Genomic DNA, 25,069 nt, shown 5'->3' with positions numbered 1-25,069 from the left:
CTGCCATGTGAGGACCGCAGAAGATGTCCGAACCACACCGCGTACAGACCCATGACGCCCCACCGGCCGCACCCGGGCGTCCCTCCCCGAGCGGCTTTCCGAAGGCGGATGTCAAGTCCGGTTTCCTGGTCTTCCTCATCGCGCTCCCGCTCTGCCTGGGGATCGCGCTGGCCAGCGGGTTCCCGCCGGTCGCCGGTGTCCTGACGGCCATCGTCGGCGGCGTCCTGGTCAGCCTGCTCGGCAGCGCGCCGCTGACCATCAAGGGGCCCGCCGCCGGCCTGATCGTGATCGCGCTGGGCGCGGTCCAGGAGCTCGGCGGCGGCGCCGTCGGGTACCGCCGGGCGCTCGCCGTCGGCGTCGTCGCCGCCGCCGTACAGATCCTCTTCGCCCTGTGCCGGGTGGCCACCGTCGGCGTGGCCATGTCCCCGTCGGTCGTGCACGGCATGCTCGCCGCCATCGGGGTCATCATCATCTCCAAGCAGGCGCACGTCGCGCTGGGCGTCAAGCCCCGGCACACGGACCCCCTGGGGCTGCTCGCCGAGATCCCGCACAGCCTCGTCAACGCCAACCCGCGCATCCTGCTGCTGGGCGGGGTGGCCCTCGTGATCATGTTCGGCATGCCGCTGATCCGGGCCAGGTGGGCACGTACCGTACCGGCGCCGCTGATCGTGCTGGCCGTGACCGTACCGCTCGGCCTGTGGTTCGGCCTGGCGACGCCGCACGACTACCGGTTCGCGTCCACCGTGCACCACCTGGGGCCGGAGTACCTCGTCCGTCTCCCCGGCACCCTGCTCGACGCCGTCGCCTTCCCTGACTTCTCGGTGATCCTCACCGCGACGTCACTGAAGTACGTGGTGATGTTCGCCCTGATCGGCACCATCGAGTCCACCCTCACCGTGATCGCGGTCGACTCCATGGACCCGCTCAAGCGGTCCTCCGACCTCAACCGCGACCTGCTCGCCCTCGGCACCGGCAACCTGCTCTCGGCCCTGATCGGCGGCCTGCCGATGATCTCGGAGATCGTCCGGAGCAGGGCCAACGTCGACGCCGGCGCCACCTCCCGCTGGTCCAACTTCTCCCACGGCGCCTTCCTGCTGCTGTTCGTCGCCCTGGTCCCCGGGCTGCTCCAGACCATCCCGCTGGCCGTTCTGGCCGCCATGCTGGTCTACACGGGCACCCGGCTCGCCTCCCCGCGCGAGTTCCTGCGCGCGCGGCGGATCGGCCTGGACCAGCTCGCCCTGTTCCTGACCACGCTGCTCGTCACGCTCGCCACCGACCTGCTCATGGGGGTCGCCGCCGGACTCGCCCTCAAGCTCGTCCTGCACCTGCTGCGCGGCGTCCCCGTCCCCGCCTTCCTCCGCCCCCGCGCGGAGGCGACCCGCACCGGGCAGACCCTGCACGTCCGCATCCCCCGTGCCGCCGTCTTCACCACGCTGCTCCCGCTGCGGCGCACGGTCAACCTCGCCGGGGCCGAGGGCCCGCTCACCGACGTCATCGTCGACGTAGGCGACGCCGCCGTGGTGGACCACACCTTCCTGGCGGGAGTCGACACGATGTCCCGGGAGTGGCCCGCCACCACCCTCACCGTCACCGGGCTCGACCGGCTCCGCCCCGTCTCGTCCCACCCGCACGCCACCCGGCGCCGGAGGCGCGTGTGAGCCCCGCGAACGCGAACGCGACCGCGGCCCCGCCGTCCTGCGGCCGTCCGACCGACATACCGGACATGGTCCGGCAGGCGGCGGCGCTTCTGCCAGAGCAGGGGCCGCTGCAGGCGTTCGTCCACCACAACACCCTGCACGCCTTCGAGGACCTGCCCTTCGACGACGCCGTCGCCACCGCCGGGCGGCTGTTCGGCACCGAGCCCTATCAGAGCGAGGCCGCCTTCGCCGGCCACCTCGCCTCCGGGCGGATCCGGCCCGAGGACATCGACGCCGTCGTGGCGGAAGCGGGGATCGACGACGGTCCGCCGCTGGTGCCGGGCGGCCCGACCCGCCGTCGTTTCCACGCCCTGCGGCTGCGCCACCTCGTCGAGGTCCCCCGGGGTGCCGCGCTGACCTGGCTGCTCGACGAGACCGACCGGCGCACCCGGTTCACCGATCAGCTCGACCCGCGGCGCCGCGCCGAGCTGCTGCGCCAGGCGCGCCGCGACCGGACCGGGCCCGCGCTGCCGGAGCCGGACTCCCGCCTGCTCGAGCGGGAGCTGCTGGAACGGCTGTGGCACCGGCTGACGGCGATCGCGCCGCGGACGTCCGGCGACGAGGACGGGTCACCGCGGCGCCGCGACCTGGTCCTCTCCGTCACCGGCCTGGACACCGACGAGCTCGTCCACCCGTTGCTGATCCGCCTGTCGGCGGCCTTCCTGGACCAGGGCGTCGCCTACTGGCCCATGCCGGAGCGCGACGGCGGCTTCCTGAGCGCCTTCCGACGGCTGTACGGCCGGTCCGGCGGCCCGCCCGACCGGTTCCTGCGCGGTCTGGGCGCCGAGATGCGGCGGCAGGAGGCGGAGTCCTGGACCGCGGAGCGGACCGTCGCCTGGGCGCTCACCGAGCTGGCGGTGCCCGAGTCCGGCTGGGCGGCCGCGATCCAGGCGACCCTGCTGTCGCTGCGCGGCTGGGCCGGGATGATGCGGCAGTTCGAGCAGCGTCCCGACCACGCCCCGGTCGAGCCGCGTCCCGCGTCGTTGATCGACTACCTGGCCGTACAGCTCGTCCTCGACCTGTACGCCGCCCGGTACGCGGCGCGCGGGCACCTCGGCGCCCAGGCCACGGTCGGCGACCTCGACCGGCTCCCGCCTCCGCCGGGGCGGGCGGGCGCCCCGGCGGGACCCGATCTGGAGCTGGTGTACGAGGCGTTCGTGCTGGCGCAGCTGATGCCGGTCGACACGGCGGTCTTCGCCGACCCCGAGCACGCGGCGGCCTGGCTGGCCGCGGTCGGGGCCTGTGACACGGTCGAACGGCGCCGCCTGCTGCACCTGGCCTATGAGCGGCGCCACCGGGTGGGGGTGCTCGACGCGCTCGGCGCGCACCGGCGGGTCTCGGCCCGCCCGGCTCCGCCCCCGCTGTTCCAGGCGGTGTTCTGCATCGACGAACGCGAGGAATCCCTCCGCCGCCACCTGGAGGAGCACTTCCCCCGGGCGGAGACCTTCGGCTACGCCGGCTTCTTCGGGGTCGCCATGATCTACCGGGGGCTGGAGGAGATACGGCGGCACCCGCTGTGCCCGGTCGTCGTCACCCCCCGCCACCTGGTGCTGGAGGAGCCGGTGGAACACGCGGACTCGGCGGAGCGGGCGCGGCCCGGCCGGTACGCCGCCGCCCGCCGCCGATGGGGCGCCTGGAGCATGGCGATCACCGTGGGCAGCAGGACCCTGGCCCGTGGCGGCCTGGTCACCCTGGGCGTCGGGCTCGCCCACGTGGGCGTCCTGATCGGCCGCTGCCTGCTGCCCCGGCTGTTCCACCGCTGGTCCCGGCGGCTGGGCCCCGGCGCGCCGAGGCCGCTCACCCGGCTGGTCGTCGAGCGGCCCCCGGTAGAAGGGCACGCCGAGGGGCACGCCGGTGAGAACGGCGAGGGGCATGACGGCCCGTCGCGGGGATACTCCGTACCGGAGATGGCGGGCATCGTGTGGACCGCGCTGCGCACGATGGGGCTGGACCGCGCCCCGTCCCCGCTGGTGCTGATGGTCGGGCACGGCTCGTCCAGCCTCAACAACCCCCACGAATCCGCCCATGACTGCGGCGCCACCGGCGGCGGGCGCGGCGGCCCGAACGCGCGTGCCTTCGCCGCCATGGCCAACCATCCGGCCGTGCGGACGGCCCTGCGCGAACGGGGGATGGACCTCCCTTCGAACACCTGGTTCGTGGGCGCCTACCACAACACCTGCGATGATTCGATGACCTACTACGACGAGGATCTGGTACCGGAGCGGTCCCGGCCGGACCTGCACCGGGCGAAACGGGCCATGGCCGCCGCGTGCGCCCTGGCCGCGCACGAGCGGTGCCGCCGCTTCGAGTCCGCGCCCCTGGACCTCTCCCCCGACGACGCGCTCGCCCACGTCGAGACCCACACCGTGGACCTCGGGCAGCCCCGGCCGGAGTACGGGCACGCCACGAACGCGGTGTGCGTTGTGGGGCGGCGCCGCCACACCCGCGGGCTCTTCCTGGACCGGCGGGCCTTCCTCGTCTCCTACGATCCGGACGGCGACCCCTCCGGCGAGCTGCTGACCAGTCTCCTGCTCGCGGCCGGGCCGGTCTGCGCCGGGATCAACCTGGAGTACTACTTCAGCTATGTGGACCCCGCGGGCTACGGGTGCGGGACGAAACTCCCGCACAACATCACGGGCCTGCTGGGGGTGATGGACGGGCACGCCTCCGACCTGCGGACCGGACTGCCCTGGCAGATGGTCGAGATCCACGAACCGGTACGGCTGCTGCTGATCGTGGAGGCGGAGCCCGAGCGCCTGACCGCGATCCTGCGGGCGCACCCCGACCTGAACCGGCTGGTGGTCAACGGCTGGATCCGGCTGACGGCGTGGAGCCCCGGCTCAGGGGCGGCGCACGTCTTCCACGGCGACGGGTTCCGGCCGCACATCCCGGAGAGCACCGAGCTCCCGGCCGTGCACCGGTCGGCGGAGTTCTACGCGGGCAGCCGCGACCACCTGGGGTTCGCCCACGCGCTCGCCGCCCTCCCCCCGGACTCCGGCGGGGCCGGCGACGCCCCGGCGCGCACGCCGGTGCGGCATCGGGAGGCGAGGTGAACGCCGACGCGCAGCGGTACCTGCTGCTGTCCGTCGTGGCGCTTCCCCTCGGCGCTTTCGTCTTCCTGGGCGTCCTGGCGTGGTGGGGGCGCAGGCGCACCGAGCGGACCGTCTCGGCCGTCGTCGTGTCGGCCTTCGGGCTCGCCGCGGCGTCCGCCCTCGTCCTCGCCTGCGCCGCGGCGGGCGGCGCCCCGGTGGTGACGGCGTCCGCGGGCACCTGGTTCGAGGTGGGCGGCTACGGCTTCCACCTGGTCTTCGCGGGGGACGGCCTGTCGCTGCCGTTCGCCGCCCTGGCGGCCCTCCTGTGCTCCCTCATCGGCGCCTTCTCCCACAGGTACCTGCATCGGGAGCCCGGCCACCTGCGCTTCTACCTGCTGCTGGCGCTGTTCGGCGCGGGCGCGCAACTCGTCGTCCTGGCCGGGGCCCTGGAGTGCGCCTTCGCGGGCTGGGAGCTCGCCGGGCTGGCGTCGGCACTGCTGATCGCGTTCTTCCACGAACGCAGAAGGCCGGTGGAGCACGGCCTGCGCGCGTTCCTGACCTACCGGGCATGTGACGTGGGCCTGCTGGCGGCCGTCGTGTGGCTGCACCACACCACCGGTGCCTCCACCGTCGTCGTTGCGCCGGACGGTGGACCGGTCGTCTTCCGGCCGCCCGCCGACCCCCGGGACGCCGCCCTGATCGGCCTCGCCCTGCTGTGGGCGTCGATGGGGAAAGCGGCGCAGGTCCCCCTGGGCGGGTGGCTGCCGCGTGCCATGGAGGGGCCGACGCCGTCGAGCGCCGTCTTCTACGGCGCGCTCTCCGTCAGCCTGGGGCCGTACCTGCTCCTGCGCACCGAATCCATCTGGGCCGGCCCATCGGCGGTAGGGGCCGCGATCATCGCGGTGGGCGCGCTGACCGCCGTGCACGCCACCGTGGTCGGCCGCGCCCAGACCGACATCAAGAGCGCGCTGGCCTACGCCTCGATGACCCAGATCGGAGTGATCATGGTGGAGGTCGGCCTCGGCCTGCGCCATCTCGCGGTGGTCCACCTGATCGCGCACGCCGTACTGCGCAGCGCGCAGATCCTGCGCTCGCCCAGCCTGATCCACGACCACCACCGGCTGGAACAGGCGATCGGCCGGCCACTGCCGCGCACCGGCAGGCATCTGGAGCGCCTGGTGCCCCGGACGGCGCAGCTGTGGCTGTACCGGTACGCACTGGAGCGGGGCTACTTCGACGCCTGGCTGACCGATCACGTGGTCGGCGGGCTGGTACGCCTGGTCCGGCGGGTGGACGCGCTGGACGACCGCTGGGCACGGTGGCTCGGCACCGCGGGGGCGCCCGCCGCGCCGGTCCCCGTCCTCGGGACGGAGCCCACCGGCCATCCGGAGGGGGCGGAGACCGCCTCCGGCACGGTCACGGCCGCGGGCGGCGGGGAGTGGAGACCATGATCGCACTGGCTCCGTCGCTGGTGACGGCCCTGCTGCTGTGCGCCTCCAGCGTCGTCGCCCGCGCCGACCCGCACACCGCGCGGCGCGTCGCGGTGTACTGCGCCTCGGCCACCGCGGTGCTGTCGATCGGACTGCCGCTGATCCCGGCGGTCACCTCGTTCGCCCTGCGGTGGCCGCCGGGCCTGACCGTGGTGGTCCTGCCGGACGGCACCGCCAGGAACGTGCTCGTCACCACGTGCGCGGCCGGGCTGCTCGTGGTCGCGATGAGCCCGCTGGCCTCCCACCCACCGGCCACTCTGGCCCGGATACTGCGGATCCTGGCCGTCTCCACCGGATACCTGGCCGTCCGGCACGCGGTGCCGGCCGCCGTGCTGTGGGCGCTCTCGGCCTGGCTGGTCTGGTCCGAGCTGCGCGAGCGTGACGAGGGCGACGGGCTGCACCGCCTGTTCGCGGCCTACCACCTGCCCAGCGTGCTGCTCTTCGGTGCGGGCACCGCCCTGACCGCGATCGGCGCGCCGACGGTCGGGGCGGTTGCGATGGCGCTCGGCGTCCTGATCCGCTTCGCCGCCCTGCCCGTGCACGGCTGGTACCCGAGATTCGTGGAGCGGGCCCCACTGGGACTGGTGGTCGCCTTCGGCGCCGTCCCCATCGGCATGCTCACCCACCTGGACTCGCTGACCGCGTGGCTACCCGCCCCACCCGCCCACGGCCTCGCCCTGATCGGCGGCCTGACCGCCGTCGTGGCCGCGCTGTTCGGGGTGGTCCAGAACGCGCCCAGGCGTGCGCTGGCCTATCTGCGGATGAGCCAGATGGGGCTGATCGTGTTCGGAGTCGGCGGCGAATCGCCGATCTCGGTATCCGGAGCCGTGCTGACGTGGCAGGTGTCGGTGCTGGCCCTGTCCGGGTTCACCATGACGCTGGCCGCCTTGGAGGCCCGGCGCGGGCCGCTGACGCTGGCGACGCCCGGGGGGAACCTCACTCACACCCCGCAACTGGCCGGGGCGTTCCTGCTGTGCGGCCTGGCCACCGTGGGCTTCCCGCTGTCCGGCGGGTTCGCCGGCGAGCACCTGCTGGTCCACGGCTCGGTGGCCCGGTTCCCGCTGTTCTGGATCGCGTTGACCGTGGCCGTCGGCATCAACGGGATGACGGTGATGCGATGCTTCTTCGCCCTGTTCGGCGGCAGCCGCACCCACCATGGAGAGCGGGACCTCCTCCCCGTGGAGGCCTACGCCCTGACGCTCGTCGTCGGCGCGTTGCTGATCGGCGGCGTCTTACCGGGGGTGCATTGACCTTCGTGGGGGCGCTTGGGTGGGGTCCAGGTGGATGGGAGTAGTTCGGTTGCGGTTCGGTAAGCGTTCTTGAGGTTTTCGCGGCGGGTGGTGGCTGTGGCGCCGGTTTGGGTGATGAGGGTTTCGCGTAGGGGGTGGCGGGAGTCGATGAGGTCGTTGTTGCGCTGTTCGAGCCAGGGCATCCAGGATTCGTGCGGCGCTCGGTCCTGCTTCGCCTGATTGCAGGGGGTGCAGGACAGGACGAGGTTCCAGACGGCGTCGACGTCGGGGCCGGTCCAGAAGGGGCGGGTGACCAGTTTCCAGGGGAGGACGTGTTCGACGACGGGGCCGCTTGCTTCGCCTTGGGCCATCAGACGATCGCAGTAGGCGCAGCGGCCGTCCTGGTAGCCGTTGAGGGCGGGGACCACTCCTGTGACGCTTTTGCGGCGCTGTCTGGTGGGGAGCAGCAGTTCCTGCTTGGCGTGGTCGTAGACCAGTGAAGGGCCGAGTACCGCGCCGGAGACGCCGGTGGCCCATGCTGTCTCCACCAGTCGCCAACGGGCGGCCGTTTCGGCGTCCAGGACCTGGGCGTGTACTGATCGGGCGAGTCGCAGGAGTTCGTCGCGTAGCAGCAGACCTGGGGTGGGCGAGTTCTTGCGCCGGTCCTCGTAGTAGCGCACGGGCGCCGGTGCGCCGCCGATCTGCGGGAACGCGTCGATGACGTTGGTGAAGCCCAGTTGGACGGTTCGCCGGTGCAGGGTGTCGCGGTCGAGGTCGCCGGCGTTGAAGGCGCGGCAGGCGTCCAGGAATTTGCTGCTGGTGGCGATGCACTGCCGGGGGTTGCGCTGCAGGGCCTGGCAGAGCAGGTCGGCGTACCGGGGCGCGAGTTCCTCCAGGGCGACGCGGTCGCGGCCGGTGGCGGCGATTTCCAGGAGGGTGGCGCCGAAGGCGAACTTGTAGGTGGCGGAGTTGGCGCCGTACAGCACGATGGCACGCCATACGCTCTCCGCGGTGACCACGCCACGCCGGTAATCCACATCCGAAGTATCGAACAAAAGGGTGACATTTTGCGCCAAGAACAGTCGATCTCCTACGGCAAGCTGGTCCGGGACCGTATTCCGGAGATCATCGAAGCGGACGGCCGGACGGCCAAGGTCCGGGTCCTTGAGGAGTCGGAAGTGCTCCCCGCGCTGATGGCCAAGCTCTCCGAGGAGGTCGAGGAACTGCACAGGGCCGAGCCCGGCGATCGCCTTGGCGAGCTCGCCGACGTTTACGAGGTGCTGGTGGCGGTCGCCGGGGCAGGTGGGTTTTCCGAGGAGGAGGTTCGGGAGGCCGCTCTGCGGAAGCGGGTCGAGCGGGGTGGGTTCGGCCGTCGGCTGTGGCTGGAAGAGGTGACGTCGCACCGTCGCGCCCGATGAGCCGTCGGAGGAGTGGGCGTTCTGCTTGCCGGGGGTTCGCGGGACGGGGAGGTGGGGGGCTTGGGTTGGGGCCAGGAGGGGTGAGGTCAGGTGGTTTTGTCGGGGGGTTTGAGGATGCCGATGAAGTCCTGTACGGCGTTCAGTCGGGATTTGTAGAGCGGGTCCAGCAAGGCGATCAGGGCGACGGCCGCCCAGGCGAGGGAGAAGATGAGTGCGGCGTCCTGGAGGCCGTCGGACAGGCGCCACTGTAAGAGTCTGGTGGCTTCCAGGCAGGCGAAAGGGATGGGGGCTATGACGAGCGTGCGGAGAACGCCGAGGAGGTAGGCGCCTGCTTTCCGGGCCTTTCTACCTTCTTGGGGGGCGCCCACCGGGAGGGCGTCGTAGGTACCCGTGAGCACGACCTCAAGGACCGACTCGATATCCCCGTGCAGTTTCTCCTTGTCGGCTTGGTCGAACAGGACGATGCGTTTGCCGTAGTCGCGTAGCGCGTCGCCGGCGCGGGCGCAGCGCTCGCTCAGCGCGTCCCGGACGACCGGGTCCATGCCGTTCAGGAGGCGTGGGATCTTGTTCTCCAAGGCGGAGGCCGCGTACTCCAGGGACGTGACGGCACCTCGGCGGAATCTCAGCCGGGAGAACTGCGGTGAGCCCATGTCGTCGAGCGCGTTCAGGAGACTGTAGGCGATGAAGGTCTCGGGGTCGTAGTGACGCTCCGCGATCCGTGCCTCGATACTGTCGACCGCGTGCAGGAAGAGCACGGTCAGCACCGAGACGGCGACCGACACGGCTGTGGAGTTCAGCGCATGGGGCAGCGGCACCCGTAGCAGAAAGTAGAGGACCCCCGCGCCGGCCAGTGTGATCGTCGAGTTTCTCACCACGCGGGCGCGAAAAGGAATCAGCGAAGCCAGCAGGCAGAGGATGGCCAGGTGGCCGAGGATGACGGGCGCGTAGTCCCTGGCGCTCAGCCCATGCAAAAGGTCGCTCACCACCAGCACGACGATGATTCCGGCGATCATCGCGGCGCCTACGATGAAACCTATGTAAGGCGCGATCCTCGCGGTGTTGACGGCGTAGGCCACGGCCATTCTGCGGTATCTCGCCCGCAGCGCGGCACGGTCTGATTCCGGGCGTCCGGTCGTCCGTCGTTCGTAGCGGACCCACGGCGCGTAGAGGGATTTCGCGATGCGTAAGGCGTAGGCATATCTGATGTACCACGCCTCCGGTGGCGACGAGGACTTCTTCTTGATCTCCCGCAGCGACTCGCGCAGCTCCCGCGACTCGTCTCGGAGTTCGTCGAGGAACCCGTGGAACACGGATTTGATTTCCCGCAGTTTGGCGTTGACCAGCTCTCGCACCGGCTTCCCCTCGGGCCGTGACGGTGGCACCTCGACCCGAACTTACCCGTCTGCGGCATTTACGGCCGGGGCGTCGTGTGGTCCCGGGGCGCCGGAGTGTCATGCCAGCCGGGCCATCGGGGTGGGAGGGAGTGGGTCGTCAGGTCATGGGTCGTCGGGGTGGTGGCCACGTGGAGGTACTGGCCGGTGTCGGTGTAGAGCAGGCCGAGGGTGTGCCAGTGTCCGAGCAGGTTCGTGAGCCATGGCCTGTCGGCGGGGAGGGCTCGTTCGAGGGAGCACGCGGAGCGGGGTTGATCGAGGAGGCGGAAGGCGGTGATCTCCCGGGGGTCCTTCAGGCGGAGAGTCGTCCAGGGGTAGTGGGGGCGTGTGTTGGTGAGGGTGATCGTGTTGTCGGCGTCCTCGTAGGTGAGGGTGCTGGTGGGGTAGGCGTCGCGCCAGGTGGTGACGGCGTCGGACAGGCGTGCCGCCAGCGGTTCGTCGATGCCCTGGGGTGGGGCGTCGAACAGGTACGCCAGATCGGCGAGCTCCCGGTCGGGGAGGTCGTAGGTGAGGCGGTAGTGGTCGCGGGGGCGGGGGTTGGGGAAGCCCAGTTCGGGGCGGTCGAAGTACGGGCTGAAGCGTTCGATGGCGATGCGGGCCACCTGTTCGGCCGGGGCCAGGTGGTGCAGGGCGGGGAGTTGGCGCAGGACGGACTCGTAGTCGTCGTCGGTTTCGCCGGGGAAGCCGTACAGGTAGTTCCATGAGAGCGAGAGCCCTACGGACGCGGCGTCGCGGAGTAGGCGGACGTTCTGGCAGCCGGTCACGCCCTTGCCCATGAGGCCGAGGACTCGGCCGCTGAGGCTTTCGACGCCTGGCTGTACGTGGGTCAGGCCGGCGCGGACGAGTGTTTCCAACTGGTCGCGGCGCAGGTTCGACTTGACTTCGTAGCGTAGGCGCAGGTCCTGGCCGGATTCGGCTATCCGGGGCAGGACGGAGTTCAGGTAGCCCATGTCGAGGATGTTGTCCACGACGAACATGTCCCGGATGCGATGCCGTTCGACCAGGTCCATGATCTCGCCGTAGAAGCGGTCCGGGCTTTTGCTGCGGAACTCCAGGGCCGTGCCGTTCAGGCCGCAGAACGTGCAGTGGTGTTTCTCGCCCCACCAGCAGCCGCGTGATCCCTCGACGACGAGCTTCGGCTCGACCCGGTCCCGGGCGGTGGAGGTGTCGAGCCGGTCGAAGTAGGTGCCGTAGTCGGGGGCCACGATCTCGGACGGGCGTAGGGGGCGGGCCCGCATCGGGTTGGCTGTCGAGGTGCCGTCCGAAGCACGCCGGCACAGGCCGGGTATCTCCCCCACAGAGGCAGGCCGGGAGGCGACCGGAGGCGGGGATGGGGGCGCGGTGGTGGCCAGGAACGTCAGGAGTTGAGGGAAGGCGGCCTCGCCTTCGCCGCGGACCACGTAGTCGATGAAGGGGAAGTTGCGGTGCAGGGCCGCGCCCTGGACGCCGTCGCAGTTGGCGCCGCCGAGGATGACGATCGTGTCGGGCTTCAGGAGTTTCAGGCGGCGAGCGGTGGCGAGGGTGGCGGTGGTCTGCTGGAACGTGGAGGTGAAGCCGACGATGTCGGGGGCGATCGCGGCGAGGCGGTCGGCCAGGTCGGCCACGAAGCGGGGGGCGGAGCCGTGCAGGCGTAGGGTCAGGGACAGTTCGCCCGGGGTCATCGATGCCGCGTACCGGTCACGGAACTCGGCGACCCGCCAGTCGGGATCGTCGTACAGGGCGGCGGAGAAGATCCAGTCGCCGTAGCCCTCGAAATAGGTGTGGTCGGAGTAGAAGCGGTAGTCGTCGACGGTGAGGCCGGCGCACCAGTCCAGGTAGTCCAGGTGGGCGTGGACGTCCACGACCTCGGCATCGGGAATGGACCTGGCGACGGTGTTGCGCAGGATGCCGAGGGCGAGCGAGGGGACGTCGATCGGCGCCCATGGCATGTTCACCAGCGCTATCCGCATGGACCGGACCTCCACTTCAGTACGGGCGGCGGTGTCCGCATGGGAGGGGGTCTCCGGGCTACTCGAGGAGGCGGGCCATGTGTTCGATGACGGGGCGGAGGTCGGTGGTGGGGCTGAACTCGATGAAGGTGGCGTCCACGTGGTTGATGCCGGTGTGGCCGGGGGGCCAGTAGAAGAGTTCGCCCTCACGGGTGACCATTTCTGAGCCGTCGGCGTAGCGCTGCCACATTTCGCCCTTGAGCATCAGGCCCCAGTGGGGGCACTGGCACAGGTCACCGGGCATTCCCTTCAGCAAGGGGGTCACGTCGGTGCCTGCGGGGACCTCGACGTAGCGGACGGTGAACTCTCCCCATTCCTCGCCGCCGGACTTGATGCCGCCGGTGAGTTCGGTGTCCAGCTCCTCGGGCTTCTTGTGCGTTCCAGCCATCACTACTCCCTCGCGAGCGACGGTTGCGCCTCAGGCATCACTGCTCCTTCGCGAGTCGTTCCCGCTTCAGCGTCACGCGCGGCGGTGCAGCGTCATCCGCAGGCCGTGGGCGGGGCGTAGGGCCGTGCCTGGGCGGATGTCGATGGGGTGGCCGGGGACGAGGGACGCCGACCAGTGACGGGTCAGCGTGGCCAGGACCAGGGCCAGTTCGGCGCGGGCGAAGGGCTGGCCGAGGCAGACGCGGCGGCCCATTCCGAAGGGGAAGTAGGCGCCTGGCGGCTGGCCGGGGGCGGTCTCGTCGAACTCGCCGGCCGGGGTGATCCAGCGCTCCGGACGGAAGGTCAGCGGGTCGGGCCACCAGCGTTCGTCGCGGTGGGTGAGCCACTGGGCGACGATGCAGGTGGAGCCGTCGGGGACCGTCCAGCCGTCGAAGACGACGTCCTGTTGGAGGCGGCGGCTCATCATCCACGTCGGGGGCATGACGCGCAGGGACTCGGCGATCACCGCGCGGGACCACGGGAGCCGGTCCAGGTCGCCGTGGGCGGGGGTGGTGTCGAGGCGGTCGACCTCCTCGTGCAGGCGTTCGGCCACCGCGGGGTTCCGGTCGAGGAACAGCCACGTCCACGACAAGGCCGCCGCGGAGGTCTCGTGGCCGGCGAGCATCATCGTGACCGCCTCGTCGCGGACCTGGCCGTCCGGCATGGGCTCGCCGGACGGGTCGCGGGCGGACAGCAGCATGGAGAGGATGTCGCCGCGGTCGCCGGACTCGCGGTGCTCGGCGATGTGGCGCTCGACCACTCGGGTCAGCTCGGCGCCCGCGGCGGCGATCTGACGGTCGCCGGGGGTGCGCAGCCGGCGCATCAGTCTGCTGGTGGGCAGCAGGCGGCGTTCGAACGGCCGCAGCAGCGTGGTCAGCGCGCCGGCCACGGCGCCCGCGTCCTCGGTCAGGTCGGCGCCGAACAGCATGCGGCCGATGTTGAGCAGCATCAGGTCGATCATGTCCTCGGCGACGTCGCGGACCGCGCCGTCCCGCCAGTCGGGGTGCTCGGCGAGGACGGTGGCGGTGACGACGGCCTGGTCGGCGTACTGCTCGACACGGGTCGGGTGGAACGCGGGCGCGATCATGCGCCGTTGCCGCTGGTGCAGGTCGCCGTCGCTGGTCAGCAGGCCCTGGCCGAGGATCATCCGGGCGTGGCTGTGGCCGCGCGCCTTGCCGGTGGCGCGGCCCTGGGCGACGAGCAGCTCGCGGACGAGGTCCGGGGCGATCAGCAGGTAGGTGTCCTGGCCGCGCAGCCGGAAGCGGACGATCCGCGGGGAGCCCGCGCCCAGCCGTTCCAGGAAGTCGGTGGGGCGCCGGGTGCGTCGCAGCCTGAGCCTGTCGACGGGGGTCAGCACCAGTTCGGGGAGCTTTTCCTGGACGGTGGGAGCGGCCATGGCGTCGCTAGTCCTCCACAGTCTAGATACGGCCGTACGAGCGCAGGATCTTCATCCGTTCGATCGTGAACCAGCCGCGCCATTCCGCGAGCGACGACGGGTTCCAGACGTCCCAGGTGACCTGCCAGCCGCCGTCCTCGTCCTGGGCGGCCGCGAAGACGTCGAGGTTGGCCTCGATGACGTCGTCGGTGAACCAGCTCCTGGTGATGGAGTCGGCGGTCGGCGCGAAGTCGAGCGGCAGCGAGATGTCGCCGGGCTGGGTCGGGTCGAAGGCGATGACGTCGTGGTCCTTGAGGATCTTGCCGACCTCGGCGCAGGTCTTCTCGGCGCGGTCGCGGTCAGGGACGGCGTCGAGGAACTGGACGGCGGTGCGGACGTCGTAGGCGATCTGCACCGGCCATTCGCCGGCGGCGATGCGGTTCGGGATGTCGTCGAACGCACGCCAGGCGAACGCGGTCGCGGGGTCGCGCCACGGGTGGTCGATGTCGTAGCGCCACAGGTACGCGGCGAGGGTCGCGGTGGGGTTCAGGCCGGGCGGGGTCGGGTTCTCCCACCAGGACGCGCGCGGGTAGCCCTCGACGGTCGGCAGCACCATGGGAACGCCGCCGTCCTCGCTGGTCACCGTCGTCAGCCAGTCGTAGAACGGGATGACGATGTCGCGGTCGCTGCGGCCGACGTCGTCCATCATGCGCAGCGCGAAGTCGGCGGTGGTGGCCTGGCTGGTGGGGCCGCGGAAGTCGCCCTCCAGCGCGTTGCCGAAGCCGCCGTCCGGGTTCTGGTACGGCCGCAGCGCCGCGATGAGCCGGCCTGCGTCGCCGTCCCGGAAGAGGCAGTCGAAGCGGTAGCGGTCGATGAGGCGGGCGTTCAGCCAGATGAATCGCTCAACCGCGTCAATCCGGCGAGCGGCGTCGGTCAGCGTCATGGGCTGATTGTTTCCGTTTTCGCAGCGAATCAGGATGATCGGGTGGTACGTCGGGGGCATACCGTCAAGTCCGGAAGTGGCCATGTCAGGTGTCCCCTCCCCCACCGCAGGTCTCCAGCTCCGGCACAGCGCCGTACCCGTCCGGCCCCGGCACACCTCTGGTCCCGGCACAGCGTGGCAACGGGGTGCCTGCGTCCTCGCACCGGCCGCGGCCTGTCCTCGGACACAGGCCGGTGCGACTCTGAACGGCCGGACATGGCCTGGTCAGGCCGCGGGGGCTGACCACAGTCGGATGGCTCCGCCGTGAGTCTCAGCCCGGCCGGTCAGGTGGGCGCGCAGTTCCGTGGTGCCGCCGAGGAGCGCTTCGGCCTGGCTCGCGTAGTGGACGGCGGCGGCGATCCAGGCTTCGAGGTCGGACGGGTCGATCGGCTCGTAGCGCGGGTGGAGGCCGGCGGTGTCGCGGGGAGCGAGCTTGTAGGGGACGTCCTCGTACCAGGTCGTGCGGGGCCGCAGGGCGGGGTCGGTGTCCACGGCCGCGCGCACCAGGCGGTGGTCGATGTGGTTTCCCGCCGCCAGGGGGGCGTACAGCGCGTCGCCGGGGGCGAGGTGGGCGTGGACCGCGGCGGCGATGGCGGCGGGCAGCGCGTGGTCGTCGGGGTGCGGCCGGGCGAACAGGCTCAGCACACGGGAATACCGCGGGCCGTTGTCACCGGTGCGCAGGGCGGCGTCGGGCAAACCTCCCGACACGCCGCGGACGTCCATCGCGGCGAGGGCACGGCGGTCCTCCTCCCGCCGGACGGCGGGCTCAGCCACCCGCCGCCAGTTCTCGGTGGTGACGTCCGCCGCGCCCTCGGCCGTGCCGCTTGCCATGTCGGAGGGGAGGCCGGCGACGGGACCGTCCGGCGGGCCGTCGAAGACCGTCAGCACGGTGACAGGCTCGCCGGCACGGCGCCAGCGCGCGATGCAGCCGCCGATGGACCACACCGCGTCATCCGGATGCGGCGACAGGACCAACCGGCCGCTCATGACGCGTCGGAGGCGGGTCCGGCGGCCGGCGCAGCGGAATGAGGTCCGGCAGGTGTCTCGGAGGGGACGAGAACGGTGGGGGCGGGTGGGGTGGTGGATCGGGTGGCGGTGAGGACGCGGGTTACGTAGGTGGTGGGGTCGCCGGAGGCGGAGAGGAGGGTGGGGAGTTCGCGGACCGCTGGGAGGGGGTGCAGGGTGGCGAAGCGGTCCATGTTGGCGGCGTGCTCGTCCCAGCGGGCCGGGCGGCGGTGGGTGAGGTGGACGCCGAGGGCGTCCGGGGCCAGGTCGCGGCGGGCACCCGCCTGGTACAGCCGCAGGCCCAGCTCCAGGTCCTCGCATCCCCACACCTCGCCGAAGCCGGCGTCGAAGCCGCCCACCCGCTCCCACAGGTCGCGCGGCATCGACACGTTGGCTCCGACGCAGCCGAGCCATGGCACGGCGTCGGGGAGGTCGCCGCCGTGCATGGCCTCGATCGCGCGTTCCAGGGCGTTGGCCTTGAGCCGGTGCCGTGGGTTGTCGGACCGCCCGCCGTGGATGAGGTCGCGGGCCGCGCGCACGTCCGGGTACGGCGCGCCGTCGAGCGTGCGGACCAGGTGGTCGGCGGCGGGTAACTCGCGCAACCGCCCGTGCACGAACCGGTCCGGCCGGAACCGCGCGTAGTGCTCCGCCACGAACCGCGGCCCGACGAGCACATCGTCGTCGAGGAAGACGAGCAGGCCGCCCTCAGCGTGCTCGGCGCCCAGGTTGCGCGCGCCGGCACGCCCCCGCCCGCCGCCCTCGACGACCCGCAGCGGCAGGCGCTCGGCGGCCTCCGCGAGGACGTCGGCGGTGGCGTCGGCGGACCCGTCGTCGACGACCACGACCTCGGTCAGGCCGTCGGCGGGGTCCGTGCCGGCGAGGCAGGCCAGCGTGAGACGCAGCCGGGACGCCTTGTCCCGAGTGGGGATGACAACGCTGACGCTCATGCCGTCACCGATCCGGCCCCGCGCGCATGCGTCGTCGCCGCCACGGCTCCGCGTGCGCGGGTCGGCACCGCGTGGATCATGATCGGTCTCATGGCGTCACCGGGTGTCAGTGCTCGGAGAGTACGGCGGTCAGGGTGCTGGCGATGGCGGTGAGGCCCGCTTCGTCGCCGAGGAGGGTGCGGTGGTGGAGCCAGACGCAGTCCCGGCCGATCTCCTCGGTCGTCGGGCAGCGGCGGGCGAGGTCGTCCACGGAGAGCGGCTCGGTGGGGGCGGACCAGAAGGCGTCGGTGCGGTAGATGGGGCGGAAGGCCACGAAGGCGGGGATGCCTCGGGCCACCAGGGCGTCCACGACGGCGTTGCGGCGTTCCTCGGTGATGCCGGGGAGGCGGAACATCGCCATGTAGTGGGGGACGACGTCGCAGCGGTCGTCGCGGCCCTGCGGCTCGACGCCGGGGATCGCGGCGAGCAGGGCGCGCAGGATCGGCCAGTTCGCCTCGCGGCGGGCGATCTGTTCCGGGAGCCGGGCGAGCTGGGCCCGCAGCACGGCGCCGGAGAACTCGTTCATGCGGTAGTTCGTGCCGGCCGTCTCGTGCAGGTACCGGCGGTCGGACGGGGGCCGGCCGCAGCTGTGCCGGACGAAGCCCTCGTCGTAGGTCTCGCGGTCGGGCACCAGCAGCGCGCCGCCCTCCCCCGCGGTCATCAGCTTGCCGTTCTGGAAGCTGAACGCCGCGATCGAGCCGAACTCTCCCACCCGCTGGCCGCGCCACCGTGCGCCGTGGGCGTGTGCCGCGTCCTGCAGGATCGCCACGCCCGCGTCGGTGGCCAGCTTGCCGAGCGCGTCCATGTCGGAGAAGAAGCCGGCCATGTGCACCGGCATGATGGCCCGGGTCCTGTCGGTCACCGCGGCGGCGGCCGCGGCCGGGTCGATGTTGTAGGTGTCCGGGAGCACGTCGACCGGGACGGGGACCGCGCCGAGCCGCTGCACGGCCATGGAGGAGGAGATGAACGTGAACGCCGGGACGATCACCTCCTCGCCGGGCCTGATGCCGAGGAGTTCCACGGCGAGCTCCAGCGCGTGCGTGCCGTTGGTGACGGCGAGGGCGTAGGGAGCGCCGTGGAAGTCGGCGAACTCGCGCTCGAAGGCCGACACCTCCGCGCCGCCCACCCGCCACCACTGGCCCTGTTCGAGGGCGCGGGTCAGACCGGCCCGTTCCTCCTCGCCGTACTGCGGCCATTCGGGGAACCGCGGCGCGGGAAATTCTGCGGACGTCATCCGGCTACCTCCACTAGTTGAGCGTTCCGGGCGTACAGGAGGGCGCCCAGCAGCGACGATCGGGGGCCGAGGGCGGCCGGGGCGATGAGCGGCGCCGGCCGTCCGGTTCTGGCGAGCGTGGCGACGTGGGCGGCCACGCCGGGGACCAGGCCGGGCGCGGCGGCGCCGAACCCGCCGCCGATGTGGATCCGCCGCGGCCGGACGATCTCGGTGAGGGACGTGACGGCGAGCGCGAGCGCCCTGGCGGTCTGGGCGAGCGTGCCTGCCGCCCAGGCCTCGCCCTGGTCCGCGGCCGTGACCAGTTCCTCGGCGGTGACCGGGGCGCCCCGGCGCGCGGCGGCGCGGCGCAGCGTGGCCGGGCCGGACGCGGTGGCCTGAAGGCAGCCGTCACGGCCGCAGGCGCACGCCGGCCCGCCGGGGTGGACGATGAGGTGGCCCAGCTCGACCGCGGCGCCCCCGGCGAACAGCTCGCCGTCCATCACCAGCCCGCCGCCGACGCCGGTGCCGACGCCGAGGTAGGCCAGGTCGGGGCAGCGCACGGCGTGCGCCTCCGCCAGCGCGGCCAGGCCGCCGTCATCGGCGACGTGGACCGGCGCGCCGTCGATCAGCGTGCCCAGCCGGGACCGCAGCGCGGCGACCAGGTCGAAGCCGATCCAGCTCGGCCGGTTCGGCCAGGCGACGACCCGGCCGCCGCCGTCCAGCGTCGCGGCGGACGCCACGCCCACGGCGGCGCAGCGATCCCGCGGGCCCAGCCGCTCGACGAGGTCCCCGATCACCGCCAGGTCGCGCTCGGGGTCGGGCGCGTACGGCGGCCAGCGAGCCTCCGCCTCGTACGCGGTGTTCCCGACCTCCATCCGCGCGGCCACTTTCGTCCCGCCGATGTCGATACCGAGGTAGGTGCCCGGCGTGGATACCCAGGGAGCGGTGGAGGGGTGGCCGGAGGTCATGGCATGGCGTCCGTGGAGAGTGGGTGTGTCGTGACTCGTGCGGGGTGTGGGCCCGGTAGTGCGAGTGCGGCGACGTAGCCCTCGGGGGCCGGGAGGTCGTACAGGCGCCACGGGCCGGGGAGGCGGGGGGTTCCGGTGGCGACGGGGCCGGAGACCGGGATGGCCATTCCCCAGCCGAGCCGCCCGCCGGAGGCCTTGACGCAGGCCTCTTTGCGGGTCCAGAGGCGGAAGAACACGCCGGGGTCGGCGGCGACGGCCTCGGCGCCGGCGCGGTCGAAGCGGCGCTCGGCGATGGCGCGGGCCGACACACCGGGGCGCAGCCGCTCCACGTCCACGCCGACGTCGCGCCCCACGGCCACGGCGAGCAGCGCCAGCGGCCCGGAGTGGCTGAGGTTGAACCGCACGTCGGGACGGCCCGGGTCGGGGCGCAGCGCGGGCTTGCCGTTCTCCCCGTACTCGAACTCGACGGCCTCGGCGGGCAGCCCGAGGTATCGGCCGAGGATCCGGCGTGTGACGGAGTGGGCCGCCGCGTACCGGCTCTGCTCGTCGGCCGCGAACGTCCAGACGTGAACTTCCTGGGGCCCAGGCGGCCGGGTGGCGCTCAGGGGGCCGGGCGACGGGGTGCTGTTCAGGGGGTGGATGGTGGTGTTCACCCGGCTTGCTCCTTGAGGGCGGAGCGGGGAGGGCCGGCGGAGGCGTACAGGGATTCGATGGCGCTGATGATCGTCGCGGTCTCGTCGAGGGCCCGGCCGCGTGGCCCGCCGCCGGCGAGCAGGAGAGGCAGCTCCTCCAGTTGCCGGTGGTATTCGGCGCCGACCGGCTCCTGCGGCAGCGGCACGGGTTCGGCGATGCCGGCGCGGTGGACGACCAGGCGGGGGGTCGGTTCGCGGGTGGGGCTGAAGCCGAAGGTGCAGGACAAGGACGCGGTGGCGGCCGAGCCGTGCAGGCGGATCTTCGTGAGGTCGTAGGGCTGGTGGGAGGCCCAGGCGGTGCGGAGGAACATTCCCACGCCGTCGTCGGTCACCAGGAAGCCCGCCGCGCCGTCCTCCACGTCGCGCTGCCCCGACGCCGCCCTGTCGCCTCGCCAGGACGCCGACCACCGGCCGTCGTCGAGCAGGTCGGCCGAGGTGACGGCGCACGCCTGCACGATGCCGGGCCGCCCGATCAGGTCCAGCCCGACGTCGAGCAGGTGCCAGCCGAGGTCGATGAGCGCGCCGCCGCCGGACCGCTGCCGTTCGGTGAACCAGCCGCCCTGCCGGGGGATGCCGCGCGCCCGCACCCAGGACAGCTCGACGAGGCGGATCCGGCCGAGCGCAGGGACGACCGAGCGCAGGGTGCCCACGTCGGCACGCCAGCGGGCGGCGCTGCCGGCCAACAGCCGCCCGGCGCTCGCCGCCTCGGCGGCCCGCAGCCGCTCCAGCTCGGGCCTGGACAGGCACACCGGCTTCTCGACGAACACCGACACGCCGTTGCCGAGGAGCGTCTCGGCGGTGGGCGTGTGCAGGTGGTTGGGGACGGCGACGATCGCCAGGTCGGCCAGGTCCGGCCCGATCTCCTCGACGCGACGGGCGCACCGGGCGCCGGGGGCGATCTCGGCGGCCGCAGCGAGGGCGTCGTCGTCCGGGTCTGCCAGGGCGGTGACCTGGTAGGCGGGGTTGGCCGCGAGTCGGCGCAGCCAAAGCTCCCGGCCGCTCCAGCCGAGCCCGACCACGGCGGCCCGGACCGTTGACACCGCGTCAGCTCCGACCATTGAAACTGCATCGGCCTGGACCGGTGAAGCTGTGCTGGTCCGGGGTGGTGGAGCCGTGTCCATCAGAATCGGGCTCCGCCGTCGACTGTCACGGTGGTGCCGTTGAGGTAGCTGGATGAGGAGGAGGCGAGGAAGCTCACCGCTGCGGCGACTTCCTCCGGCTCGCCGAAGCGGCCGGCGCCGATGAACTTCAGGACCAGCTTCTGCTCTTCCTCGGAGTGGAAGTCGGTCTGGTCGGCGCGGATGGCGCCGGGGGCGATCACGTTGACGGTGATGCCGTGGGTGCCGAGTTCGCCGGCGACGGAGGCGGCCCACGGTTGCAGGGCGCCCTTGGTGGCGGCGTACGCGGCGTGGCCGGGGAGGCCGGTTACGCCGGCGCGCGAGCCGAACAGGATGATCCGGCCGTATCTGGCCCGCATCATGGGGCGCAGGCATGCCTTGGCCAGGCCGATCGCGCTCTCGAAGTTGACGGCGAGGAGTTCGGCGACCGTGGCGGGGTCGGTGCCGAGGGCCAGGCGGCGGGTGCGGATGCCGGCCGCCGCGACGGCGATGTCGACCCGCTTGAAGGTCCGCAGGGCGGTGTCGACGAGCGTCTGCGCGCCGTCCGGGCGGCTGAGGTCGGCCTGTACCGGGACGCAGGTGCCGCCGGCGGCCTCGATCTGTTCGGCGAGGAGCTTGGCGGCCTGCTCGTTGCCGTGGTAGCCGGCGATGACCGTGGCTCCGGCGAGGGCGAGTTCCCGGCAGCAGGCGGACCCGATGTTCCCGGAGGCGCCGGAGACGACGGCGACCCGGTCGTCCAGGCCGTATCGGGCGGTCAGGTGGGCGAGGTCGGCCATCATGATCCTTCCGTGGCGAGGACGAGGTGGCAGGGCGAGGCGCCGATCCGGGCGTCGCGGACGACGACGCCGCCGGCCGCGGCGAGCCCTGCGGTCAGGTCGGTCACGGCCGGCCAGGACCAGCCGCCGTGGGTGAGCCAGTCGATGCCGAGCTCGGCCCCGGAGCCTTCCGGGGGCAGGAACACGTCGTCGACGAGCAGCCGCCCGCCGGGACGCAGCCGGGCGAGCAGCCAGGCGAGGTCGTCGCCGGGCGCGGGGCCGTGGACGCCGTTGGCGACGACGCACAGGTCGTAGGCCCCGGCGGGCGGATTCTCGGTGGTCGCGATGCCGGGCGCGGGCGGGCCGGAGAACCGGCCGAGCCGCAGCAGTTCCCCGCTGGCGGTGGGGTCGGCGGCGAGGATCTCGGCCAGGTAGCGGCCGGGGCCGGCGGAGACCTCCAGCACGCGCGCGCCGGGCGGGACGGCGGCGAGCCTGCGGCCGAGGCGGGTGCGGCCGGCGGTCTCGGGGCCGTTCATCGCCGCCTGGTAGGCGTGGACGATCTCGTCGGCGGGGGTGCGCGCGTCGAGGCGGCGGCGGCCGTGCCGGAGGGTGTCGGCGATGGTCTCCCTGGCCGTCCAGCCACGCGACAGCGCCGCCTCCAGGTCCAGGTACGTGGCGGAAGCGCCCTGCTCCAGGCGCGGGGCGGCCGTGGGGACGGCCCGCTGCGCAATGGGATCTTGGGGGCTGTCCTGGGCGGTCGTCACGAGGCCGAGGCGGGCGGCGACGGCGAGGGCCCAGTCCAGTTCGGCCGCCGACAGGCCGAGCCGGGCGGCGATCTCGTCGGTGCCGGTGCGACCGTCGAGCCGGTCGAGGACGTCGAGGTCGCGGAGCGCGAACAGCAGCTCGGCCGCCTTGTACCCGCGCACGGCCGCGGCGACGACGTCCGGCCCGGCGAGCCGGTAGCGGGGCCTGGCGCGGACCTTGCCGGTCATCGTGCGGTCCAGCCGGGCGGTGCGGACGATCTCGGTGGGCACCTTGTGCGGGGCCAGCCGCTCGCGGGCGAACGCCAGCAGCTCGCCCTCGGCCAGGTCCGCCGCGGCCTCGACCTCGGCGACGATCGCGTCCTCGCCCTCGAACCGCCCGGCCCGCGCGTACACGTGCACGTCGCGGACCGTGGGGTGCTCGCGCAGCACGTTCTCGACCTCCAGCGGCGCCACCCAGCGCGCGCCGCGGCGGATCGCGCTCGACTGCCGGCCGAGCATGAAGACCCGGCCCTCGGCGTCCCGGACGGCGAGGTCGCGGGTGGAGTGCCAGACGCCGGCGTCGTCGAGGTTCACCTCCAGCACGCCCGGCCTGCCGTCCGGGCAGGGTCGTCCGCGCTCGTCCACGATGCGGTACGCCACGCCGTCCAGCGGCCGTCCGACGCACAGGGACGGCAGGTCGGCGAGGCCGGCGAACAGGGTTCCGGTCTCGGTGGAGCCGTAGTTGCGCGAGGTGCCGCAGCCGAACGCGGCGCGGAAGGAGTCCTCCAGGCGCTGGTCGACGGGCCCGGCGCCGACCATCGCCATCCGCGGCGGCGGGGGGATCTCGCCGCCGCGCCGGAGCCGCCGGGTGGCGAGCAGCCGGGCGAGGGTGGGGACGAGCGCGATGATCGTGGCGCCCTGGGCGAGCTCGTCCTCGATGGCCGTGAGCGCGGCGGGCGGGACGGCGCGCAGTTCGGCACCGGCGACCAGCGCGGCCGTCGCCCACGCCAGCGCGTAGGCGTGGCACAGCGGCAGCGGGAGGAGGACGCGGTCGCGTCCGTGCAGCGCGAGCGTCGTGCGGTACCGCTCGCCCTCGCGCAGCAGGGACGCCTCGGTGCGGGTGACGAGGGCGGGCAGCCCGGTGGAGCCGGAGGTCGGCACGAGGACCGCCCGCTCGGGACGGTCGCCGTCGCGGGCCAGGCCGAGCAGCCGGGCGAGCTCCTGGTCGGGGGCGTCCTCGGAGACGAGCAGCGGGTTCGCCCCGGCCTCCAGCAGGGCGAGGAACTCCACCAGCCAGTCGGCGCCGTTCGGGGCGCGCAGCGCGACCGGCCCGGCCACCCTGAGCGCGCGCAGCTCATCGGCGCGGCGCCGGACCTCCTTGTCCACCTGCGCGGCGGTCAGGCCGTTGACGACGCGCCGGTCCGGGTCGCCGGACCGTACCAGGCCGGCGAGGCCGGTCACGCGCCGCCCGCCAGGTATTCGCGCTTCATCTCGGCGAGCAGTTCCCTGATGCGCGGCGGCGAGTAGGTGGGAGCGGCGCACAGCTCGTCGAGGGTGATCTCGTCCTCGAAGTACATCGACAGCGTGTCCCAGGGCGTGAAGCAGCCGTGGCAGGCCTCCAGCCGGGGGCGGGGGGCGAGCAGCGCCTTGTACAGGCCGGTCTCGCCGACCTTGTTCAGGGCCTTCTCCCAGTCCTCGCCGAGGGTGTTGCCCATGTCGCTGAACCAGATGTTGGGGCACGGCGTGACGACGCCGTCGCTGAAGGTCGACACGACCAGCCGCGGCAGGTGGCAGCGGAAGGTGCGCCGTCCCTCGTGGTAGAAGCGCAGCAACCTGTCGAAGTACGCGCGGGGCGGCAGGATGGGGGCGAACTCGTCGTAACGGTCGGCGAACTCCTCGATGTGGCGCACCTGCTCCGGCCGCACCTTGAACTGTTCGGCGTCCGGCCCGCGCACCGGGAACGGGAAGTACGCCGGCCGGTTCGCGAAGCTCATCAGCCAGCCGGCGAAGTCCGCCATCTCGGTCACGCTGCGGTCGTTGAGCACCGCGTAGATCTCCACGGGAATGCCGGAGTCGATGATGCGGGCGATGCCGGCCACGATCCGGTCGTGCAGGGTGTCCTTGGGGACCCGGTAGCTGTTGCCGGTCGGCAGGTGGCTGTCCAGCGAGATCTGCAGCACGACGTTCGGGATCGCGGTGAGCCGCGCCAGGTGCTCGTCGTTGACGAGGACGGCGTTGGTCTGGACGACGAGCACCTCGTACTTCGGGGCCTCGCGCTCCAGGAAGTCCATGATGTTCCTGACCAGGAAGATCTCGCCGCCGGTGACCTTCAGCAGGGGGAGCTTGAAGTGGTCGCGGAGCCGGTCGGACACCGTCTCGATGCGGTCGGCCAGCGGGCCGCCGGGTGTGTAGGAGTCGCGGGCGGGCGGCTGGAAGATGAGCTTGAGCTGGTGCCCTTCCTTCAGGTTGCTCTGGCCGGTCAGGCAGTAGGTGCAGCTCAGGTTGCACGAGTCCTCGTTGATGACCAGGTCGTTGCCGAGCAGTGCTTTGGGCATGGCGTG

General features: G+C 72.6%; 20 protein-coding genes. 5 read left to right on the top strand and 15 right to left on the bottom strand.

What is annotated here, in order from left to right; genetic code table 11:
• Positions 1-23 precede the first annotated feature (23 nt).
• Genes BJ981_RS20885 through BJ981_RS20870 form a run of 4 tightly spaced genes read left to right on the top strand, consistent with a single transcriptional unit; the run spans position 24 to position 7,469 of the window.
• The gene (locus BJ981_RS20885; protein ID WP_184612980.1) at positions 24-1,658 is read left to right on the top strand and encodes a SulP family inorganic anion transporter; all 1,635 of its coding nucleotides are present in this window, start codon (positions 24-26) and stop codon (positions 1,656-1,658) included.
• Positions 1,655-4,750, top strand: coding sequence for a YbcC family protein (locus tag BJ981_RS20880; RefSeq protein WP_239139742.1), 3,096 nt, complete (start codon positions 1,655-1,657; stop codon positions 4,748-4,750). Before BJ981_RS20885 ends, BJ981_RS20880 begins: the two co-directional genes overlap by 4 nt.
• Entirely contained in the window at positions 4,747-6,180 is a 1,434-nt protein-coding gene (locus BJ981_RS20875; RefSeq protein ID WP_204070718.1) for a proton-conducting transporter transmembrane domain-containing protein, read from the top strand. The genes BJ981_RS20880 and BJ981_RS20875 overlap by 4 nt, the downstream gene beginning before the upstream one ends.
• Positions 6,177-7,469, top strand: a complete 1,293-nt coding sequence (locus BJ981_RS20870) for a proton-conducting transporter transmembrane domain-containing protein (protein ID WP_184612979.1) — start codon at positions 6,177-6,179, stop codon at positions 7,467-7,469. Before BJ981_RS20875 ends, BJ981_RS20870 begins: the two co-directional genes overlap by 4 nt.
• On the opposite strand, the gene BJ981_RS20865 is transcribed toward BJ981_RS20870, so the two are convergent.
• On the bottom strand, positions 7,406-8,524 hold the full coding sequence (locus tag BJ981_RS20865; protein ID WP_184612978.1) for an HNH endonuclease: 1,119 nt from the start codon (positions 8,522-8,524) through the stop codon (positions 7,406-7,408). The two genes, BJ981_RS20870 and BJ981_RS20865, sit on opposite strands and share 64 nt — an antisense overlap.
• On the opposite strand from BJ981_RS20865, the gene BJ981_RS20860 reads away from it, so the two are divergent.
• Positions 8,516-8,866 (top strand): nucleoside triphosphate pyrophosphohydrolase, encoded by a 351-nt coding sequence (locus BJ981_RS20860; protein WP_184612977.1) that lies wholly within the window; start codon positions 8,516-8,518, stop codon positions 8,864-8,866. The two genes, BJ981_RS20865 and BJ981_RS20860, sit on opposite strands and share 9 nt — an antisense overlap.
• An 86-nt stretch (positions 8,867-8,952) precedes the next feature.
• Here BJ981_RS20860 and BJ981_RS20855 read toward each other — a convergent pair whose 3' ends face one another.
• From BJ981_RS20855 to BJ981_RS20790, 14 genes are all read right to left on the bottom strand, one after another.
• Positions 8,953-10,218, bottom strand: a complete 1,266-nt coding sequence (locus BJ981_RS20855) for a hypothetical protein (RefSeq protein ID WP_184612976.1) — start codon at positions 10,216-10,218, stop codon at positions 8,953-8,955.
• A 59-nt stretch (positions 10,219-10,277) separates the two neighbouring features.
• The gene (locus BJ981_RS20850; protein WP_184612975.1) at positions 10,278-12,206 is read right to left on the bottom strand and encodes a RiPP maturation radical SAM C-methyltransferase; all 1,929 of its coding nucleotides are present in this window, start codon (positions 12,204-12,206) and stop codon (positions 10,278-10,280) included.
• A gap of 58 nt (positions 12,207-12,264) precedes the next feature.
• Positions 12,265-12,633: a cupin domain-containing protein gene (locus BJ981_RS20845; protein ID WP_184612974.1), complete on the bottom strand. Its 369-nt coding sequence runs from the start codon at positions 12,631-12,633 to the stop codon at positions 12,265-12,267.
• A 72-nt stretch (positions 12,634-12,705) separates the two neighbouring features.
• Positions 12,706-14,067: a cytochrome P450 gene (locus BJ981_RS20840; RefSeq protein WP_184612973.1), complete on the bottom strand. Its 1,362-nt coding sequence runs from the start codon at positions 14,065-14,067 to the stop codon at positions 12,706-12,708.
• 22 nt (positions 14,068-14,089) lie between these two features.
• Positions 14,090-14,989, bottom strand: coding sequence for a hypothetical protein (locus BJ981_RS20835; RefSeq protein ID WP_184612972.1), 900 nt, complete (start codon positions 14,987-14,989; stop codon positions 14,090-14,092).
• 264 nt (positions 14,990-15,253) lie between these two features.
• On the bottom strand, positions 15,254-16,015 hold the full coding sequence (locus tag BJ981_RS20830) for a PIG-L deacetylase family protein (RefSeq protein WP_184612971.1): 762 nt from the start codon (positions 16,013-16,015) through the stop codon (positions 15,254-15,256).
• Entirely contained in the window at positions 16,012-16,980 is a 969-nt protein-coding gene (locus tag BJ981_RS20825) for a glycosyltransferase family 2 protein (protein ID WP_184612970.1), read from the bottom strand. The genes BJ981_RS20830 and BJ981_RS20825 overlap by 4 nt, the downstream gene beginning before the upstream one ends.
• Before the next feature lie 106 nt (positions 16,981-17,086).
• Positions 17,087-18,253, bottom strand: a complete 1,167-nt coding sequence (locus BJ981_RS20820) for an aminotransferase class I/II-fold pyridoxal phosphate-dependent enzyme (RefSeq protein ID WP_184612969.1) — start codon at positions 18,251-18,253, stop codon at positions 17,087-17,089.
• Positions 18,250-19,200, bottom strand: coding sequence for an ROK family protein (locus BJ981_RS20815; RefSeq protein WP_184612968.1), 951 nt, complete (start codon positions 19,198-19,200; stop codon positions 18,250-18,252). The genes BJ981_RS20820 and BJ981_RS20815 overlap by 4 nt, the downstream gene beginning before the upstream one ends.
• Positions 19,197-19,853, bottom strand: a complete 657-nt coding sequence (locus BJ981_RS39260; protein WP_184612967.1) for a 4'-phosphopantetheinyl transferase family protein — start codon at positions 19,851-19,853, stop codon at positions 19,197-19,199. The genes BJ981_RS20815 and BJ981_RS39260 overlap by 4 nt, the downstream gene beginning before the upstream one ends.
• Positions 19,850-20,932, bottom strand: a complete 1,083-nt coding sequence (locus tag BJ981_RS20805) for a Gfo/Idh/MocA family protein (protein ID WP_239139743.1) — start codon at positions 20,930-20,932, stop codon at positions 19,850-19,852. Before BJ981_RS20805 ends, BJ981_RS39260 begins: the two co-directional genes overlap by 4 nt.
• Positions 20,933-21,012: 80 nt before the next feature.
• On the bottom strand, positions 21,013-21,789 hold the full coding sequence (locus tag BJ981_RS20800) for an SDR family oxidoreductase (protein WP_184612965.1): 777 nt from the start codon (positions 21,787-21,789) through the stop codon (positions 21,013-21,015).
• Entirely contained in the window at positions 21,786-23,969 is a 2,184-nt protein-coding gene (locus tag BJ981_RS20795; RefSeq protein WP_184612964.1) for an AMP-binding protein, read from the bottom strand. The genes BJ981_RS20800 and BJ981_RS20795 overlap by 4 nt, the downstream gene beginning before the upstream one ends.
• Positions 23,966-25,063 (bottom strand): radical SAM protein, encoded by a 1,098-nt coding sequence (locus tag BJ981_RS20790; protein ID WP_184612963.1) that lies wholly within the window; start codon positions 25,061-25,063, stop codon positions 23,966-23,968. The genes BJ981_RS20795 and BJ981_RS20790 overlap by 4 nt, the downstream gene beginning before the upstream one ends.
• Positions 25,064-25,069: the final 6 nt, after the last annotated feature.

The sequence above is a fragment of the Sphaerisporangium krabiense genome (assembly GCF_014200435.1).
GTDB lineage: Bacteria > Actinomycetota > Actinomycetes > Streptosporangiales > Streptosporangiaceae > Sphaerisporangium > Sphaerisporangium krabiense.
Note: the sequence above shows the minus strand (reverse complement) of the source record. Positions and strands in the feature narration are given on the sequence as shown.

What these genes read in the sequence shown, in the direction of transcription:
- BJ981_RS20870 (WP_184612979.1), top strand. Translation starts at nt 6,177, where the DNA reads ATGATCGCACTGGCTCCGTCGCTGGTGACGGCCCTGCTGCTGTGCGCC.
- BJ981_RS20845 (WP_184612974.1), bottom strand. Translation starts at nt 12,633, where the DNA reads ATGGCTGGAACGCACAAGAAGCCCGAGGAGCTGGACACCGAACTCACC.
- BJ981_RS20840 (WP_184612973.1), bottom strand. Translation starts at nt 14,067, where the DNA reads ATGGCCGCTCCCACCGTCCAGGAAAAGCTCCCCGAACTGGTGCTGACC.
- BJ981_RS20800 (WP_184612965.1), bottom strand. Translation starts at nt 21,789, where the DNA reads ATGATGGCCGACCTCGCCCACCTGACCGCCCGATACGGCCTGGACGAC.
- BJ981_RS20850 (WP_184612975.1), bottom strand. Translation starts at nt 12,206, where the DNA reads ATGCGGATAGCGCTGGTGAACATGCCATGGGCGCCGATCGACGTCCCC.
- BJ981_RS20790 (WP_184612963.1), bottom strand. Translation starts at nt 25,063, where the DNA reads ATGCCCAAAGCACTGCTCGGCAACGACCTGGTCATCAACGAGGACTCG.
- BJ981_RS20815 (WP_184612968.1), bottom strand. Translation starts at nt 19,200, where the DNA reads ATGACCTCCGGCCACCCCTCCACCGCTCCCTGGGTATCCACGCCGGGC.
- BJ981_RS20820 (WP_184612969.1), bottom strand. Translation starts at nt 18,253, where the DNA reads ATGACGTCCGCAGAATTTCCCGCGCCGCGGTTCCCCGAATGGCCGCAG.
- BJ981_RS20830 (WP_184612971.1), bottom strand. Translation starts at nt 16,015, where the DNA reads ATGAGCGGCCGGTTGGTCCTGTCGCCGCATCCGGATGACGCGGTGTGG.
- BJ981_RS20825 (WP_184612970.1), bottom strand. Translation starts at nt 16,980, where the DNA reads ATGAGCGTCAGCGTTGTCATCCCCACTCGGGACAAGGCGTCCCGGCTG.
- BJ981_RS20835 (WP_184612972.1), bottom strand. Translation starts at nt 14,989, where the DNA reads ATGACGCTGACCGACGCCGCTCGCCGGATTGACGCGGTTGAGCGATTC.
- BJ981_RS20885 (WP_184612980.1), top strand. Translation starts at nt 24, where the DNA reads ATGTCCGAACCACACCGCGTACAGACCCATGACGCCCCACCGGCCGCA.